The organism is Collinsella aerofaciens (assembly GCF_015553355.1).
Taxonomy (GTDB): Bacteria; Actinomycetota; Coriobacteriia; order Coriobacteriales; family Coriobacteriaceae; genus Collinsella; species Collinsella aerofaciens_V.
On the sequence record NZ_JADNGN010000040.1, the window covers coordinates 1 to 15429 of the forward strand.

The 15429-nt window shown below is 60.5% G+C and carries 17 protein-coding genes; 12 read left to right on the plus strand and 5 right to left on the minus strand.

Annotation, left to right across the window (positions count from 1 at the left end):
- Positions 1–358: 358 nt before the first annotated feature.
- From I2D57_RS08750 to I2D57_RS08760, 3 genes are all read left to right on the plus strand, one after another.
- Positions 359–622, plus strand: coding sequence for a hypothetical protein (locus I2D57_RS08750; RefSeq protein WP_195362198.1), 264 nt, complete (start codon positions 359–361; stop codon positions 620–622).
- Positions 606–1439, plus strand: a complete 834-nt coding sequence (locus I2D57_RS08755; RefSeq protein WP_229055720.1) for an N-acetylmuramoyl-L-alanine amidase — start codon at positions 606–608, stop codon at positions 1437–1439. Before I2D57_RS08750 ends, I2D57_RS08755 begins: the two co-directional genes overlap by 17 nt.
- A gap of 134 nt (positions 1440–1573) precedes the next feature.
- A complete protein-coding gene (locus I2D57_RS08760; protein ID WP_195362200.1) occupies positions 1574–2494 on the plus strand; it encodes a YARHG domain-containing protein in 921 nt (306 codons plus the stop codon).
- Positions 2495–2671: 177 nt separating this feature from the next.
- Here I2D57_RS08760 and trxA read toward each other — a convergent pair whose 3' ends face one another.
- Positions 2672–2992 (minus strand): thioredoxin, encoded by a 321-nt coding sequence (trxA, locus tag I2D57_RS08765; RefSeq protein WP_022093990.1) that lies wholly within the window; start codon positions 2990–2992, stop codon positions 2672–2674.
- 136 nt (positions 2993–3128) lie between these two features.
- Here trxA and I2D57_RS08770 point away from each other — a divergent pair, with 136 nt between their 5' ends.
- Positions 3129–3704, plus strand: a complete 576-nt coding sequence (locus I2D57_RS08770) for a hypothetical protein (RefSeq protein WP_055285316.1) — start codon at positions 3129–3131, stop codon at positions 3702–3704.
- A 60-nt stretch (positions 3705–3764) separates the two neighbouring features.
- On the opposite strand, the gene I2D57_RS08775 is transcribed toward I2D57_RS08770, so the two are convergent.
- Positions 3765–5042, minus strand: coding sequence for a sensor histidine kinase (locus I2D57_RS08775; RefSeq protein WP_195362201.1), 1278 nt, complete (start codon positions 5040–5042; stop codon positions 3765–3767).
- Positions 5042–5764: a LytR/AlgR family response regulator transcription factor gene (locus I2D57_RS08780; RefSeq protein ID WP_195362202.1), complete on the minus strand. Its 723-nt coding sequence runs from the start codon at positions 5762–5764 to the stop codon at positions 5042–5044. The genes I2D57_RS08775 and I2D57_RS08780 overlap by 1 nt, the downstream gene beginning before the upstream one ends.
- A gap of 292 nt (positions 5765–6056) precedes the next feature.
- Between I2D57_RS08780 and nadA the strand changes: the two genes are divergently transcribed.
- The 4 genes from nadA to I2D57_RS08800 are packed head-to-tail and all read left to right on the plus strand — an operon-like array spanning position 6057 to position 9923.
- Complete coding sequence (gene nadA, locus I2D57_RS08785) at positions 6057–7082, plus strand: quinolinate synthase NadA (protein WP_195362203.1); 1026 nt, start codon at positions 6057–6059, stop codon at positions 7080–7082.
- A 55-nt stretch (positions 7083–7137) separates the two neighbouring features.
- Positions 7138–8514 (plus strand): L-aspartate oxidase, encoded by a 1377-nt coding sequence (locus I2D57_RS08790; RefSeq protein ID WP_324249221.1) that lies wholly within the window; start codon positions 7138–7140, stop codon positions 8512–8514.
- 3 nt (positions 8515–8517) lie between these two features.
- Positions 8518–9378, plus strand: coding sequence for a carboxylating nicotinate-nucleotide diphosphorylase (nadC, locus tag I2D57_RS08795; RefSeq protein ID WP_195362205.1), 861 nt, complete (start codon positions 8518–8520; stop codon positions 9376–9378).
- On the plus strand, positions 9378–9923 hold the full coding sequence (locus tag I2D57_RS08800) for a transcription repressor NadR (RefSeq protein WP_006235217.1): 546 nt from the start codon (positions 9378–9380) through the stop codon (positions 9921–9923). The genes nadC and I2D57_RS08800 overlap by 1 nt, the downstream gene beginning before the upstream one ends.
- Before the next feature lie 91 nt (positions 9924–10014).
- Here I2D57_RS08800 and I2D57_RS08805 read toward each other — a convergent pair whose 3' ends face one another.
- Positions 10015–10266, minus strand: a complete 252-nt coding sequence (locus I2D57_RS08805) for an indolepyruvate ferredoxin oxidoreductase subunit alpha (protein ID WP_158564522.1) — start codon at positions 10264–10266, stop codon at positions 10015–10017.
- A 591-nt stretch (positions 10267–10857) separates the two neighbouring features.
- Between I2D57_RS08805 and dnaK the strand changes: the two genes are divergently transcribed.
- From dnaK to I2D57_RS08825, 4 genes are all read left to right on the plus strand, one after another.
- The gene (gene dnaK, locus I2D57_RS08810; RefSeq protein ID WP_006235214.1) at positions 10858–12750 is read left to right on the plus strand and encodes a molecular chaperone DnaK; all 1893 of its coding nucleotides are present in this window, start codon (positions 10858–10860) and stop codon (positions 12748–12750) included.
- Positions 12751–12752: 2 nt separating this feature from the next.
- Positions 12753–13595 carry a nucleotide exchange factor GrpE gene (locus tag I2D57_RS08815; RefSeq protein ID WP_195362206.1) on the plus strand — a complete coding sequence of 281 codons (843 nt, stop codon included), beginning with the start codon at positions 12753–12755 and terminating at the stop codon, positions 13593–13595.
- Between the two features lie 108 nt (positions 13596–13703).
- Entirely contained in the window at positions 13704–14669 is a 966-nt protein-coding gene (locus I2D57_RS08820; protein WP_195362207.1) for a DnaJ C-terminal domain-containing protein, read from the plus strand.
- A gap of 73 nt (positions 14670–14742) precedes the next feature.
- Positions 14743–15159: a heat shock protein transcriptional repressor HspR gene (locus I2D57_RS08825; protein WP_006235210.1), complete on the plus strand. Its 417-nt coding sequence runs from the start codon at positions 14743–14745 to the stop codon at positions 15157–15159.
- A 47-nt stretch (positions 15160–15206) separates the two neighbouring features.
- Here the strand turns inward: I2D57_RS08825 and I2D57_RS09930 are convergent.
- On the minus strand, positions 15207–15429 hold a 223-nt coding region (locus I2D57_RS09930), incomplete at its 5' end, for a hypothetical protein (RefSeq protein ID WP_229055722.1).

The following is a 15429-nucleotide window of genomic DNA, read 5'->3' on the forward strand; positions in this document are numbered from 1 at the left end:
AGATTCGACAAGGGGCGACCATTGTGCAATCGCAAGAAGATGACGGGGCGGAATGTCAATCCTGGTCTAACAGAGCCAAATCGATTGCTATATCGAGATGATTGAAAAAGATACGTCTGTGAACGAGTTGAGTCAGCGATCTTCAAATGCACTGGATGCTCGACGGGCGGCTCTTGACCGGAAGCGTCTTCTGGTGGAAGAAGAGAAGGCGATGCTGGATCCTCTTCCCGTTAAAGCCGAGGAGTCGAAAGGCGGCTGCCTTTCTCAGGCGGCGGTTCTATGTGCGTGCTGTATTGGGGTAATTTCGCTTATTGCGAATGTGCTATTTGGGTTGTTGTGACAACGGAAAGGAACAGAAATGAGTCAGAACATCGGCCAGCTCGTTGCAGAGCTGAACGCGTTGGTGTCGAAGATGGAGACGCAGCGAGGTGTGTGCGTCACGGTGGCGGACGATCTCGATTCACTGCACGACATGCTTAACGCGGCAATGGAAGGAACAAATTCGACCGCTCAAAATGAGGCGGTTGGGCAGCTCGGGGCGGCAGCGGCGAAGCTGCTCGAAGCGGGCGGCCTCATCAGTACGGCATGCGATGTGGTCAGCACGTATGCAAGTACGCTCTAGGCGTTTATGGGTGGCGCGGGGGCTCGTCTCCGCGCTTGCCGTTTTCTTGTTCGGCTTGGGAATTGTTCTGGTCGGTCGTATTGGCGTGAGAAAGGTCGTGAAATCCAGCGGAAGCAATTGTGTGCTGGCGGCTTGTGCAGATGGTGTTGGAGATGTGCTTGATGTCTGCAACGCGAGAGTTGCTGACACGGTTTCAGGGGTTGTAGAGCAAGACGAATCTCGCTCTTCGTCCATCGATGGGAGCTCGGAATTTCAGCCAAGCATTCAAGAACGGTACTACGCCGACTTGGCGCATGGGCCTAAGGGCCCTGAGTTTCAGAAGTACATCGTTTTGCACGATACGGAGGGCGATTCTTCCCCTGAAAGTGTCATCGATTGGTGGGAGTCCAACGGCAATAAGGTAGCGGCTCATTTTGTTGTTGGAAAAGATGGGTCGATCGTTCAATGTGTGCCTCTCGATCAAATCGCGCACCATGCCGGTTTTGGCGATGCTGGGAAGAACGAGCAGTATGGAACAATCGATGATTCGAGAGATGACAAGGTCGGAACGTTACCGATAGGGGGAAGCTATCCCGATTACGGCATGAACTCTTACTCCGTTGGGATTGAGATGGTTCATGTTGGAGGATCGGGTGATTACCCCGAAGAGCAGCTTATCGCTGTCGACGGTCTAATTGCGTATATCGATGAGTACTACGGGTTCAAGAGCCAGATTATCGACCACAAGGCGTGGCGGACGGGAAATTCGGATACATCGGCGGAATTCTCATCATATCTGTCGAACTATCAAGAATATCGGCGTCATGTTGATGGTTAAAAGACAGCTTGAAAGGGGAGACAGTGAAGTGTCCCAAATGTAACGCAGAGATAGAAGAGGGGACAGTTTACTGCCCCTTTTGTGCTGCGAAAGTATCTTCTGACGTGGGTCGGTCGACCACAGAGAATGAGCGGATGCCATTCGATGGCAAGGATAATGCGAAGGGGAGGGCAGCGGCGGAGGATTCTGGCAACGAACTAGGTAAAAGAGTAATTGGGTTAATTGGCGGATTCGATTCAAATAAAATCGTGATAATTGGCCTGGTGGCCGCCATCATTGTTGGCGGCTTTTATGTTTGGAATCGATTCGGGGGCGGGCACCCATCACCAGAATTCACTCAAACCTATCAGCATACGATGTATAAATCGGACGCCGATGAGTTTGAGCCGGAAAACTCAGATGAAAAGGACGAGGTCGACGACGAGGGCGCAACTGAATTAATAGTGGTATCAAATAACTCCGCCGGGTTTCCAGAGATGGTGGTGAATGTCAAGGTGACCGGCTCTTCGACAGAGGCGTTGTCGAAGCCGGAGAATTGGTCCCTGAAAGAAGTGGGTACGGACGGTGGGCAGGCTTCGACTAACCCCCGGAGTGTTGTAGTTGGTTCGGACGGAGTTTGCAAGCTCGCATATCGATCGACGCTCGGTAGCGATTCGGGTGATAGCCGTACGGTTGTCGTGTCATATATTGATGATCAATCACATAAGGTTATGGATAGCTTTTCCTATTACTGTGATGCGAAGAGTTCGACGGTAGACGGTTACTTACTTTCTGAAAGCGACTCACGGCGTTATACCGAGGCGGAGATTGAAGAAATGGGTATGAGCACATGGGAGCTTTGCTTGGCAAGAAATGAAATATATGCACGCCATGGTCGCAAGTTCAAGAATGAGAAGATTCAAGAGTATTTCGACAATAAGGATTGGTATGAAGGCATATACTCGCCTGAGGAATTTGATGCGATGACATCACCGCTTAATGATATCGAGAGGGCAAATGCCGAAACGATCCAGTCTTACGAACGTGCTATCGGATCTGAGTTTTTAAATCCATAACAAAACTTGTGGCAAAGACTAGGCAAATGAAGAAAACGGGTGCGAGTCCGTCTGACCCGCACCCGTTCACTGGGGGCTGTTTGTGATTACCATACTATCCGTGGTCGCGGGCGCAGCGCCCGGCTCTCCGGTGAGCGGCGCAAAACCGCTCATGGACGGCAGCACATGACCGGCGTATTACAGATGCTTCTCCAGCAGCGCCTGCAGCCTCGCCTTGGGCAGAGCGCCAACCGAGCGGTCAATCTCCTCGCCGTTCTTAAACACAATCAGCGTGGGGATGCTCATGACGCCATACTTCATGGCCAGATCCTGGTTGTCGTCGACGTTGCATTTGGCAACGGCAAGCTTGCCCGCCAGCTCATCGGCAACCTCGTCAACGATGGGCGAGAGGGATCGACAGGGCCCGCACCACGGTGCCCAAAAATCGACCAGCACGGGCAGGCTGTCGTTAACGATGGAATCGAAGTTCTCGGGGGTAATCTGATTAATGTCAGCCATGGTGACCTCCATAATGCGACGCGGCTCGGCCGCGTAAAACTCAGTACGACCGTGCTTATACCCAGCCGACCGCAAAGCAACCACTCGCGGGCAGCTCTTTTATATAATGGTGGGCACGCAAACGATTGGAGAGCGCATGCCCACGTCACAAAGCCAGAAAAAAGAAGCCATCGCCCAGGCGGCCGAGCAGGAGCTCACATCGCTTGCGGTCCGTGGCGTGCGTATCGCGGGCAACGCGTGCTCGCCGATCGTTCTGGTCAAAGGCGATTTGGACGAGGCCGAGCGTTCGGGTGGCGAGCTTGCTGCCGGCCCGGATGGCGCGGCGTTGCGCAAGGCGCTTGGGGCCATCGGCTACGCGCCCGAGGATTTTTGCGTGCTGGCAAGCGTCGCCGGCGTGGGTGACGGAGCGGTCGCGGTGGGCGAGACTCTGCCGTGCGAGCTGTTCCGTGAGGCGCTTGAGGCTTTGGACCCCGAGGCGGTGCTACTGCTCGACAACAACGCGGCTGACGCCATGCGCGAGACCTACGCCGATATGCTCGTGGCGATCGATGACTTCGACACCGCCATGCTCAAGCCCGGCTTGGTCGCCCATGTGCAGGGTCGCCGCGTGCTCGCGCTCGACGGTTTTGAGGCGGCGCTCACTGACAAAGCCGCCAAGCAGCGCATGTGGGCCTACATCAAGCAGCTGACTCCGGCGGCCGCTCCGCTGTAGCGGACCGGAGCCGGTAAGGCGGCCCTGACGGGTCGAGCGCGGCGCCGGCTTATCGCGTCCCTACATCACAGCGCGCAGCTCAAACCGATCGCCGTTAATGCGGAACTGACAGTTACCGTTCATGCGCTCCACGGCAAGTTTGATGCTCTTGGTGCCAAAGCCGTGGCCCGCATGCCGGGTCACGGGCATGCCGTCGACCATGCGCGGCGCGCGGTCAAACGTATTGGAAACTAACAGCAGCAGCTGGCCGTCCTCTAATCGCAGGTCAAAGTCGACGAATCGCTTTCCTTGGGGTGCGGCGCTTGCGGCGGTGATAGCGTTTTCCAAGGCATTTGAGAGCACGCTAAACAGGTCGGCGTCACCTACGTGGATGGTTTCGGGTACGGCGGCGCGCAGGTTGGCGGTAATGCCGTTTCTATTGATATCCGAGTTAAATGACGAAAGCGCGATGTTTACGGTCTCGTTGGCGCAGAAGCGGCGTACGGCGGTGCGGTCGCCGGCTTCGCAGAGTTCGTCGATGCGATCGAGCGCCTCGTCGGTGTGGCCCTCTTCAATTAAAGCGGCCAGGCCGCGTAGGAAGTGGCGCATGTCGTGGCGAAGAATCGACAGCTCGCGCCCAGATTGACGCCAAGCCTCGAGCTCTTTGATGGCGACGCTGTCGCGGGTTTCGAGCATCCAGCGCTCTCTCTCGGCGGTTTCCTTTTCTTCGTATTCACGCAGGTAGACGGCGAGGAACATAAGGTAGAACGCGCAGAGCGCAAAGGCCAAAAACTCAACCGTCACCACCGAGCCCGAGTGGAACAGCGTGGTGTAGACGTTGGTGGCATAGTCAAAGACGTAATAGACGAGCGGCAGGATTAAAAGGATGCCCAGCTCGGTGGTGCTTTTAATCGCCAAGCGCGGACCGATGTCGCCGGCCCAATGCAGCAGGACGGCAAAGACGGCGAGTGTGGTCGCGATGCGCGCCAGATAGTGCGCGATCTGAGAATCGGTTGCGGCAAATGCGGCGATGCCCATCCAATTGCTGAACTGGCAGCTCAGATAGGCACTCGTAATGCCGAGCACGGCAAGCAGCGGGCTCAGGCGGTAGCGCGCGCACAAATAGATGACGAGCGGCAGATGCACGACGAGCGGATATACCTGGCGGGCGAAAAGCTCGCCGCCGACGGCATTGGCGATCGAAAAGGCAGCGCCGGTCACGACGCCGACCAGCACCAGTTCAAGCGCATGACGCCGGTTGATCTCGACACCGCACAGCGCCGCCGAGGCAAAGACGCCAAAGAGCAGCGTCGTGGCGTGGTGGATTGCCCAAAGGACCATTTCGACCGAGGAGACCATCAGTGTCTCCCACCCTCAAAGCGCACCGCAAAGTAGGCGTCTTGGAATCCCTGCTTGCAGCTGCGCGAAAGCGGGATGCACGCGCCCGAGCGCATGACGATGTCCGTGCGGTCAAAGTGATCGATATTGCGCAGGTTGACCTGGTAGCTGCGGTGGCATTTAAAGAAGACCGCGTTTTGCTCCAAGCGGTCCTCGACGCTGTGGAACGACTCGAGTGCCTCGATATTGCGTCCGTCGCGCAGGTGGAAGACCACGTGCTTGTTGCGCGCCTCGGCATATTCGATGTCGGACAGGCGCAGGGCGTGGTAGCCAAAGGAAGTTTTGATCACGAGCTCGTCGGTTGCCGCCGGGCGCATGCTCGAAAGCTCGTCGAGTAATCGCGCCAGGCGTTCGTAAGTCACGGGCTTGAGCAGATAGTCGAAGGCGCGGACCTCGTAGGATTCCAGCGCGAACTCGGGCGACGAGGTGAGGAACACCAGGCGCACGGCGGTGTCGGCCTGGCGCAGTTCGCGTGCGGTGTCCATGCCGTTGACGAGCGGCATGATCATATCGAGCAAGATGATGTCGGCGCGCGATGCGGCATGGCGGGCCAGCAGGCCCTCGCCACGCGTGACGAGCGCAACATCGACCGCCGTGCCCGTCTCGGTCGACCAACGGTCGATCATCCGGTGCAGTCTATCTAGAAAAGCGACATCATCGTCGCAGGCAATAATCTTGAGCATTCGGCCCCCTTAAGTAGTTCGATTTTGCCACATCGGGCACGCGCCGCTTGCGGGGGTGCGGACCGTTTGCGCCCCACGGCGTGCAGCTCGCGCCAAGCGGTGTTGCGGTGGCGAAAGATGCCTCCTGCGCCATCGAGAGCTCGGCTATCCTCAGCTTGCCAGTTCGAAAATGGACCTGCCACATGATTGAATCTTTATTTCAACTTTACACCTAGGTTTACAGCTGTCTTGTCAGCTGTAAACCTAGGTGTCATACTAAAGCCCCAAGATTCGCCAAAAGAGAGGGGCCTTGATGGCACAGAGCGCGAACATGGATGCATCGGAGCTTGCACGCGACATTGCGGCCGGCCTGGCATCGGCAACGACGGCAACGGAGCGCGCGGCATTGGTGCCCGCAGAGCTCGTCGAGGCCATTCAGCAACTAAAAACCCAACGTGACGCGGTGATCCTAGCGCACTATTACGTGGCGCCCGAGGTCCAAGCCGTTGCCGATTACGTCGGCGACAGCTTCTACCTGGCCAAGCTCGCCAAGAGCCTGCCGCAGCAGACCATCGTGCTGTGCGGCGTGGAGTTTATGGGCGAGAGCGCCAAGCTGCTCAACCCCACCAAGACCGTGCTGCTGCCCGAGCCGGGCGCGGACTGTCCCATGGCGCACATGGTCAAGCGCGAGACGGTCGACGCGGCGCGCGCCGAGTACGGCGACGACCTGGCCGTGGTGTGCTACGTCAACTCCACGGTCGAGATCAAGAGCTGGAGCGACGTGTGCGTCACCAGCTCCAACGCCGTCAAGATCGTGTCCGAGCTGCCGCAGCAGCATATCCTGTTCATTCCCGACCAAAACCTGGGCCGCTTCGTAGCCGAGCAGGTGCCGCAAAAGCACGTCATCCTCAACAACGGCTACTGCCCGCGCCATCACATCATCACCGTCGAGCAGATCGTCGACGCGACGGAGGCCCACCCCGACGCGCTCGTGCTGGCGCACCCCGAGTGCAAGGCCGACGTCCTGGCCGAGGCCGACTACATCGGCTCCACCGCCGGCATCATCAAGTACGCCGAGGAGTCCGACGCGAGCGAGTTCATTATCGTGACGGTCCGTGGCGTGCTCTACGAGCTCGAGCGCCGCTGCCAGGGCACCGGCAAGAAGTTCTACTTCCCCGCGGTGCAGCCCACCTGCGTCAACATGGATCTCATCACGCTCGAAAAGCTCGTGCGCTGCCTGGAGACGGGCGAGGGCGAGGTGCAGATTGGCGTGTCGGACGAGGCCGCCGATCAGGCCAAGCTCACGCTCGACCGCATGCTCGAGTACGCAGCGTGCTAGAACAATGCGGCATGAGGGACGGTCCCTTATGTCACATTCAAGGGAGAGGATTCCTGTGGAAACCAAGCAATACCCCGATATGGAGTGCGACGTCGTTATTGCCGGCTGCGGCGTGGCGGGCCTGTATGCGGCTCTCAACCTGCCGACGAGCATGCGCGTGATCATGCTCTCCAAGGGCGCTGTCGACGAGTGCGATTCGATGCTCGCGCAGGGCGGCATTTGCGTGCTGCCCGAGGGCTCGGACTACGATGCCTTCTTTGAGGACACCATGCACGCCGGCCACTACGAGAACCGCCGCGAGAGCGTCGACATCATGATCCGTTCGAGCCGCTCGGTCATCAACGACCTGCTGGCGATGGGCGTGGACTTTGAGCGCAAGGCCGACGGCAGCCTCGACTTTACCCGCGAGGGCGCGCACAGCCGCCCCCGCATTGCCTTCCATGCCGACATTACGGGCAAGGAGATCACGACCAAGCTGCTCCAAGCCGTCCGCAAGCTGGACAACGTGCAGATTTTGGAGCACGTGGCCATGACCGACATCCTAACGGGCGAGCGCGATGGCGCCACGGTGTGCACCGGCGTCGTCGCCGTAGCCGTGGACGAGGACAACTCGGTTCGCCCCGCCGACGAGCTGGCAAATGCCGTTGAGGGCGTGCATGCCGGTAAGCCGTTTAAGATCCATGCCCGCCACACGCTGTGGGCGACGGGCGGCATCGGCGGCGTATACGACCACTCGACCAACTATCCGCAGCTCACGGGCGATGCCTGCTACATCGCTCAGGAGCATGGCATTAAGATGGAGCACCTGGACTACGTGCAGGTTCACCCCACGGGTCTGTTCTCGCCGCAGCCAGGCCGCACGTTCCTGATCAGCGAGAGCTGCCGCGGCGAGGGCGCGATTCTGCTCAATGCCGCCGGTGAGCGCTTTACCGACGAGCTTCAGCCGCGCGATGTGGTCGCTGCCGCTATTCGCGAGCAGATGAAGCAGGACGGTACCGAGCACGAGTGGCTGAGCTTTGCCCCCGTTGAGCGCGATGTAGTGACCGGGCACTTTGCCAACATTCGCGCACGCTGCTTGGAGGACGGCCGCGACATCTTGGACGAGCCCATCCCCGTTACGCCTACGCAGCACTACTTTATGGGCGGCGTGTGGGTCGACAAGGACGGCCGCACCTCGATGCCCGAGCTCTACGCAGCCGGTGAGACGGCCTGCAACGGCGTGCACGGCAAGAATCGCCTGGCTTCCAACAGCCTGCTCGAGTCCCTGGTTTGGGGCCGCCGTGCCGCCTGGTGCATGCGCACCGGCGAGTCGCTCGCCGTGGAGCAGGCGGGCGAGCCCGCGCTCGACGGGCGTCATCGCGCCCTGAGCGCCGACTCCCTGGCAATCGATGATTTGGCCCGTGCCGCTGGCACGCAGGCCGTGGAGGAGTAGACCATGAATCCCATTACCATGAAGCTCGTCGTCGATGATCTGATTCTGCAGGCTCTACGCGAGGACATCACGTTTGAGGATGTGAGCACGGCGAGTGTGTGTTCCACGGCGCGCCCCGCCACGGTGGAGCTCATCGCCAAGGCCGATGGCATCATCGCCGGTCTGGACGTGTTCGCTCGCACCTTTGAGCTGCTGGATCCGCAGAGCTCGGTGCTGTTTGATGTTGCCGACGGTGACGAGGTACACGCCGGCGACCACGTGGGCCAGGTGCGCGGCGATGCGCGCGTGCTGCTTTCGGGCGAGCGCGTGGCGCTCAACTACCTGCAGCGCATGAGCGGTATCGCTACCTATACGCACAGAATGGCAGCGGCGCTCGAGGGTACCAAGACCGTGCTCGTCGACACACGCAAGACCACGCCGGGCATGCGCGTCTTCGAGAAGGCCGCGGTCGAGATCGGCGGCGGCAGCAACCATCGCTACAACCTGTCGACAGCCGTCATGCTCAAGGACAACCACATCGATGCCGCCGGTGGCGTGACGCGCGCGATCGAGATGGCGCGCGCCCATGCATCGTTTACCACGACGGTCGAGATCGAGTGCGAGAACCTGGACATGGTGCGCGAGGCCGTGGAGGCCGGCGCCGACATCATCATGTTCGACAACATGACCCATGACGACATGGCCGCCGCTATCGAGCTTATCGCCGGTCGCGCCAAGACCGAGTGCTCGGGCAACGTGGACGCCAACAACATTCGCGCCCTGGCCGACCTGGGCGTTGACTTCATTAGCTCGGGCGCCCTGACGCACTCCGCGCCGATCCTCGATCTCTCGCTTAAGCACCTGCGTCTGCTGGACGGTAAATAATGAACGCCCGCGAGCGTCGCCGTGCCATCATGGCCGTGCTCGAGGGGGCCAAGGGGCCCGTATCGGGCAGCGCGCTTGCCCGCGAGGTGGGTGTGAGCCGCCAGATCGTGGTGCAGGACATCGCCCTGCTGCGCGCCGATGGGCACGATATCGTGGCGACCAACCGCGGCTACGTGCTGCAGGAGGCCCCCAGCAGCCCCGCCGTGCCTACGCGCTTGGTCAAGGTTCGCCACAGCGTGGAGCAGGCAGGCGATGAGCTCACGAGTATCGTCGACGCCGGCGGCGCCGTGCTCAACGTGATTGTCAATCACCGCGTGTACGGTAAGATTACGGCCGACCTGGACATCCGCAATCGTCGCGATGTCGAGCGCTATCTGCGCGATATCGAGAGCGGCAAGAGCTTTCCGCTGCTGACGGTGACCAGCGGCTACCACTTCCATCGCATTGCGGCGGAGGACGAACAGACCCTCGACGAGATCGAGGCCATGCTCAAAGAGAAAGGCTACCTGGCAGATCTGATGCCCTACGAAGATGACCTGTCCTAGTAACGACGAATGCAAAAGGAGGCCTCCGCGGCGATGCGGAGGCCTCCTTTTTGTGCACGGTGTACTTGTGAGTGTGCAAGTGGGGGAGTTGTTACTCCTCGACGATCTCGGTGATCGCGCCAGCGGGGCAAGCGTCCTGGCAAGCGCCACAGGCGACGCAGGAGTCCTCGTCAGCGACGGTAGCGACGTCCTGGAGCTCCAGAACGCCAGCGGGGCAGGAGTCGACGCAAACGCCACAAGCGATGCACTCGTCGGCATCAATTACGGGATGAGCCATGGTAGTTTCCTCTCTGTTGACCGACGCTACAGGCGATGCGCGCCGGTTTGATTCGGGCAAAAACATACCACGGGAGCGACCGTTTGCAATACCCTCTGACCGGCATCTTCATACCGTTCGCCGAGTATGCCAAGGTTTACTAAAAAATGCGCAGGTGGGGCCGTTGAGCTGCGCAAATGTTAGCTAAAGGTGACTTGAAATATTGAGCTATTGAGCGTGCTTGCGGAAACCGCATCCCATTATTTTGTCGAAAAACGGGTTGCAGTTTCCGGTTAGGCCCGCTAGCGGAAAATGCGAGCCGGTATCAGCTCTCAAAACGGGATACGGTTTCCGGTTGAGTCTTCAGACGGAAACTGCGACCCGGAATCCACGCTCAAACCGGGACGAGCTTTCCACAAGGCAGCCCCAGGCGCCCCCGGACCCAAACCTCAGCCATCTCTACATAGATCTCAATAGATTTGCCGAGAACTCAATCAGCGCATCTACCTGCGCATTTAAGAACCTAAACTCTCAGCAATAAGAAATCTTATATGAATTGACTTAGATTTTGTATATTCCGGCCCATAAGGGGATACACTACATCCTGAAAGACAAGCCGAAGCGCCACGCGGCAGACCGCCGAGTCGGTGCAAACGCACAAGAGAGAGGGAATTTCTAATGGGCAAGATTCTTGGTATCGACCTTGGTACTACTAACTCCGCAATGGCCGTCCTCGAGGGCGGTTCTCCGACCATTATCGTGAACGCCGAGGGCGACCGCACCACCCCGTCCGTCGTGGGCTTCCGTGCCGACGGCGACCGCGTCGTGGGTAAGGCCGCTAAGAACCAGGCTGTCACCAACCCCAAGAACACCGTGTTCTCCATCAAGCGCTTCATGGGCCGCAAGTACTCCGAGTGCACCTCCGAGATCAAGACCGTGCCGTACGAGGTCAAGGAGGGCCAGGGTGGCCGTGCCGTCGTCGACATCGAGGGCAAGGATTACACCGCCGAGCAGGTGAGCGCCATGACGCTCGCCAAGATGAAGGCCGACGCCGAGAAGTATCTGGGCGAGACTGTCACCGACGCCGTCATCACCGTCCCGGCCTACTTCAACGACGCCCAGCGTCAGGCCACCAAGGACGCCGGTAAGATCGCCGGCCTCAACGTCAAGCGTATCGTCAACGAGCCGACCGCTGCTGCTCTTGCCTATGGCCTGGACAAGCAGGGCACCGACCAGCGCATCCTGGTCTTCGACCTGGGCGGCGGCACCTTCGACGTCTCCATCCTCGACCTCGCCGACGGCGTGTTTGAGGTTCTGTCCACCTCGGGTGACAACCACCTGGGCGGCGACGACTGGGATCAGCGCGTCATCGACTGGATGGCCGATAAGTTCCAGCAGGAGAACGGTGTCGACCTGCGTCAGGACCCCATGGCCCTGCAGCGTCTGAAGGAGGCCGCCGAGAACGCCAAGAAGGAGCTCTCCGCCGCCCAGCAGACCACCATCAACCTGCCGTTCATTACCATGAACCAGTCCGGCCCGCTGCACCTCAACTACACGCTGACCCGCGCCGAGTTCGAGAAGATCACCCGCGACCTGCTCGAGCGCTGCAAGCAGCCTGTCACCAACGCCCTGCGCGACGCCAAGCTTAAGCTCTCCGATCTGACCGAGGTCATCCTCGTCGGCGGCTCCACCCGTATGCCCGCCGTCCAGGAGCTCGTCAAGACCATGACCGGCAAGCAGCCCAACATGTCCGTGAACCCCGACGAGGTCGTTGCCGACGGCGCTGCCGTCCAGGGCGGCGTGCTCACCGGCGACGTCGAGGGCATCCTGCTGCTCGACGTTACCCCGCTGTCGCTGGGCGTCGAGACCATGGGCGGCATCATGACCAAGATGATCGACCGCAACACCACGATCCCGACCTCCAAGACCGAGGTTTACTCCACCGCTGCCGACAACCAGACCAGCGTCGAGATCAACGTGCTCCAGGGCGAGCGCGAGCTTGCCCGCGACAACAAGTCGCTCGGTAAGTTCCAGCTGACCGGTATCCCGGCTGCCCGCCGCGGCGTGCCGCAGATCGAGGTTACCTTCGACATTGACGCCAACGGCATCGTCAAGGTCTCTGCTAAGGACAAGGGCACCGGCAAGGAGCAGCAGATCACCATCTCCGGCTCCACCGCGCTTTCCGACGACGAAGTCGATCGTATGGTCAAGGACGCCGAGGCTCATGCCGAGGAGGACAAGAAGCAGAAGGAAGAGGTCGAGGTCCGCAACCAGACCGACAGCCTGTGCTACTCCACCGAGCAGACCCTCAACGAGCTGGGCGACAAGGTTTCCGCCGACGTGAAGTCCAAGGCCGAGGCCGCTATCGCCGACGCCAAGAAGGCGCTCGAGGGCTCTGACGTCGAGGCCATCAAGGCCGCCGGCGAGTCCCTGCAGTCCGTGGCCTACGAGCTGGCCCAGGTTGTCTACGCCGACGCTCAGCAGCAGACCGACGGTGCCGCCGGCGCCCAGCCTGCCGACGATGACGTCGTCGACGCCGACTACGAGGTTGTGGACGACGAGGACAAATAATCATGTCCGCCCGTAAAGCTCGCACGGAGGCGGCCGCCGCTGGCGCCGCCCCCGTTGACTCTGAGGAGAAGGACGTGAAGATTCCCGTAGAGGCCGCAGACGTTACCGAGGCCAACGAGGCCCCGGCCGCCGAGGCTGCCGAGAACCAAGTAGAGGATTCCAACAAGGAGGCGACGATGACCGAGGACGAGATGGTGGAAGCTGCTATCCGCGCCGGTGAGGAAGCCGCCGACAACGACTTTAAGCTCAAGTTCGAGCAGGCCCAAAAGGAGCTTGCCGACGTGCGCAGCGAGCTCGATGCTGCGGCAGAGGCTCAGAAGGCCGCCGAGGACAAGGCAAAGGACGCCACCGAGCGCACCGCCCGTCTACAGGCCGACTGGGAGAACTTCCGTCGCCGCACCGCTAACGAGCGCATCGCCGAGCGCGAGCGCGCGACCGAGAAGCTCGTCACTGCGCTGCTGCCGGTGGTTGACGATATCGAGCGTGCAATCGACCATGCCCGTAGCCAGGAGCTTTCCGACGATTTTAAGCAGTTCGTCGATGGCGTTGACGCGGTGCATGCCAAGCTGCTCGATGTGTTTGCGCACGAGGGCGTTGAGCCCATCGACCCCAAGGGCGAGGCGTTCGATCCGCTCGAGCACCAGGCCGTGGGGCGTGTCGAGGACGCATCGCAGTACGACGAGACCGTCAACGACGTGTACCAGAAGGGCTACCGCATGGCGGATCGCATCCTGCGTTCCGCGATGGTGACGGTGACCTACGGTGGCGAGAAGCGCCCCGCACCGGAGCCCGAAGCGGCGCCCGAGGATGCCGCGGCCGATACGGCCGAGAGCACCGAGGAGTAATTGAGAAGGGCCCCGGGGCAACACCCGGGGCCCTTTCTGGCCTAGTGCCATATGAAAGCATGAGCCGTCGTCTGCATGGACGGCGGACGTAACAGGAGAGGAGCTACGATGGCTGCAGGCAAAACCTTCTATGACATCCTGGGCGTATCCAAGAGCGCCTCCGACAAAGAGATCAAGAGCGCGTTTCGCAAGCTCGCGCAAAAATATCACCCCGATGCCGGCGGCGACGAGGCCAAGTTTAAGGAGATCAGCGAGGCCTACGAGACGCTTTCGGACGAAAAGAAGCGCAAAGAGTACGACCAGATGCTCATGTTTGGCGGCATGCCGGGCGCGGGCGGCGCGTATGGCGGTGGCTACGGTGCCGGCGCGGGTGCCAGCGGCTGGGGCGATATCTTCGACAGCATCTTTAGCGGCAACGGCGCTTGGGGCAGCGATTGGGGCTCGGGCTTTGCCGGGACTGCGGGCGCTGCCGGTGCCGGCGCTGGCCGCAGCCGCGCTCGCAAGGGCGGCGACCTGTCGCTGACCGTTGATGTGACGGCCGAGGACGCGTTTCGCGGTGTGACGCACAAGGTCACCTACCGTATTCCCTCGACGGGCGAGCAGCAGACCATTACGGTCACGGTGCCTGCAGGCGCGGTCGACGGCGGCAAATTGCGTTACAAGCGCCGTGGCGAGTACGGCGTTGCCGGAGGCGAGCGCGGCGACCTGGTCGTGACCACACACGTGGAGGAGCATCCGCTGTTTAAGCGCAAGGGTGCCGATGTGACCATGGAGGTGCCGGTCTCGGTCTACGAGGCGGCGCTCGGCTGCACGGTGGACGTGCCCACGCCCGGCGGTGCGACGGTTCGTCTGAAGGTGCCCGCTGGCACCCAGACGGGCAAGAAGTTCCGCTTTAAGGAGATGGGTGCGCCCGACGTTAAGCATCGCGGCCGCACGGGCGCGCTGCTCGTCGAGATCAAGGTGCAGGTTCCCACGAACCTGTCCGACGATGAGCGCGATGCCATGACCAGGCTGCGCGAGGCCGACACGCGCGATTATCGCGAGAAGGTCAACCGTTACAAGGCAACGTACTAGTTTGGTTGCGTGGCCCACGGGCTGGCCGCAGGCTTATGATGGAGATGTGCGAGACGGAAAGGGGTCAGGTAGCATGGCCGAGGACAATAGGAACAAACCGCTGTACATGATCAGCGTGGCGGCCGAGCTGACCGGCATGCATCCGCAGACTCTGCGCGTCTACGAGTCCAAGGGCCTGGTGAACCCCCAGCGCTCGGGCGGTAACACGCGCCTGTATTCCCGTGCCGATATCGAGCGTCTGGAACTCATCAACCAACTGACCGACGAGGGCATCAACCTTGCCGGCGTGGTGCGCATCCTCGATATGAAGGAGCGTGCCGAGGAGCGTGAGCGCGAGAACGAAAAGCTCCGTGCTCGCGTGCGCCAGCTCGAGGACGAGCTGCATGAGTACAAGATGCAGAAGAAGATCACCGCCCTGGCCCCGCGCGACGGCTCGGTCAACCCCGAGCAAGTCATGCGCAAGCTTTTGGGTGCCGGCGGAGATTTGTAGTTACGCGGGTTTACCAACCCGCGTAACCAGTTGACGCTGCAAGCCCGTCAGAGCGGCAATCTGCCTTTCAACTTCGGCGGCATGATCAAAAGATCAATGCTGCCTTGTTTCAAGGCACCTTGCTCGCTCTGGCGGGCTTTCGCTGTCTGCGCCAAAACATCGGCGTTGCCGGAGTAGGGTAGTTTGGCACTTGGGGACGTTCCTTTTAATATGAGCAGGACATTGTCAAGAGGCAAAATCGGGCCTGGCCCCAACGATATGGGGTCAGGC

Excerpts from the sequence above, each read along its gene's own strand:
- I2D57_RS08750 (WP_195362198.1), top strand. The coding sequence starts at position 359 with ATGAGTCAGAACATCGGCCAGCTCGTTGCAGAGCTGAACGCGTTGGTG.
- I2D57_RS08755 (WP_229055720.1), top strand. The coding sequence starts at position 606 with ATGCAAGTACGCTCTAGGCGTTTATGGGTGGCGCGGGGGCTCGTCTCC.
- I2D57_RS08760 (WP_195362200.1), top strand. The coding sequence starts at position 1,574 with ATGCCATTCGATGGCAAGGATAATGCGAAGGGGAGGGCAGCGGCGGAG.
- trxA (WP_022093990.1), bottom strand. The coding sequence starts at position 2,992 with ATGGCTGACATTAATCAGATTACCCCCGAGAACTTCGATTCCATCGTT.
- I2D57_RS08770 (WP_055285316.1), top strand. The coding sequence starts at position 3,129 with ATGCCCACGTCACAAAGCCAGAAAAAAGAAGCCATCGCCCAGGCGGCC.
- I2D57_RS08775 (WP_195362201.1), bottom strand. The coding sequence starts at position 5,042 with ATGGTCTCCTCGGTCGAAATGGTCCTTTGGGCAATCCACCACGCCACG.
- I2D57_RS08780 (WP_195362202.1), bottom strand. The coding sequence starts at position 5,764 with ATGCTCAAGATTATTGCCTGCGACGATGATGTCGCTTTTCTAGATAGA.
- nadA (WP_195362203.1), top strand. The coding sequence starts at position 6,057 with ATGGCACAGAGCGCGAACATGGATGCATCGGAGCTTGCACGCGACATT.
- nadC (WP_195362205.1), top strand. The coding sequence starts at position 8,518 with ATGAATCCCATTACCATGAAGCTCGTCGTCGATGATCTGATTCTGCAG.
- I2D57_RS08800 (WP_006235217.1), top strand. The coding sequence starts at position 9,378 with ATGAACGCCCGCGAGCGTCGCCGTGCCATCATGGCCGTGCTCGAGGGG.
- I2D57_RS08805 (WP_158564522.1), bottom strand. The coding sequence starts at position 10,266 with ATGTTTTTGCCCGAATCAAACCGGCGCGCATCGCCTGTAGCGTCGGTC.
- dnaK (WP_006235214.1), top strand. The coding sequence starts at position 10,858 with ATGGGCAAGATTCTTGGTATCGACCTTGGTACTACTAACTCCGCAATG.
- I2D57_RS08815 (WP_195362206.1), top strand. The coding sequence starts at position 12,753 with ATGTCCGCCCGTAAAGCTCGCACGGAGGCGGCCGCCGCTGGCGCCGCC.
- I2D57_RS08820 (WP_195362207.1), top strand. The coding sequence starts at position 13,704 with ATGGCTGCAGGCAAAACCTTCTATGACATCCTGGGCGTATCCAAGAGC.
- I2D57_RS08825 (WP_006235210.1), top strand. The coding sequence starts at position 14,743 with ATGGCCGAGGACAATAGGAACAAACCGCTGTACATGATCAGCGTGGCG.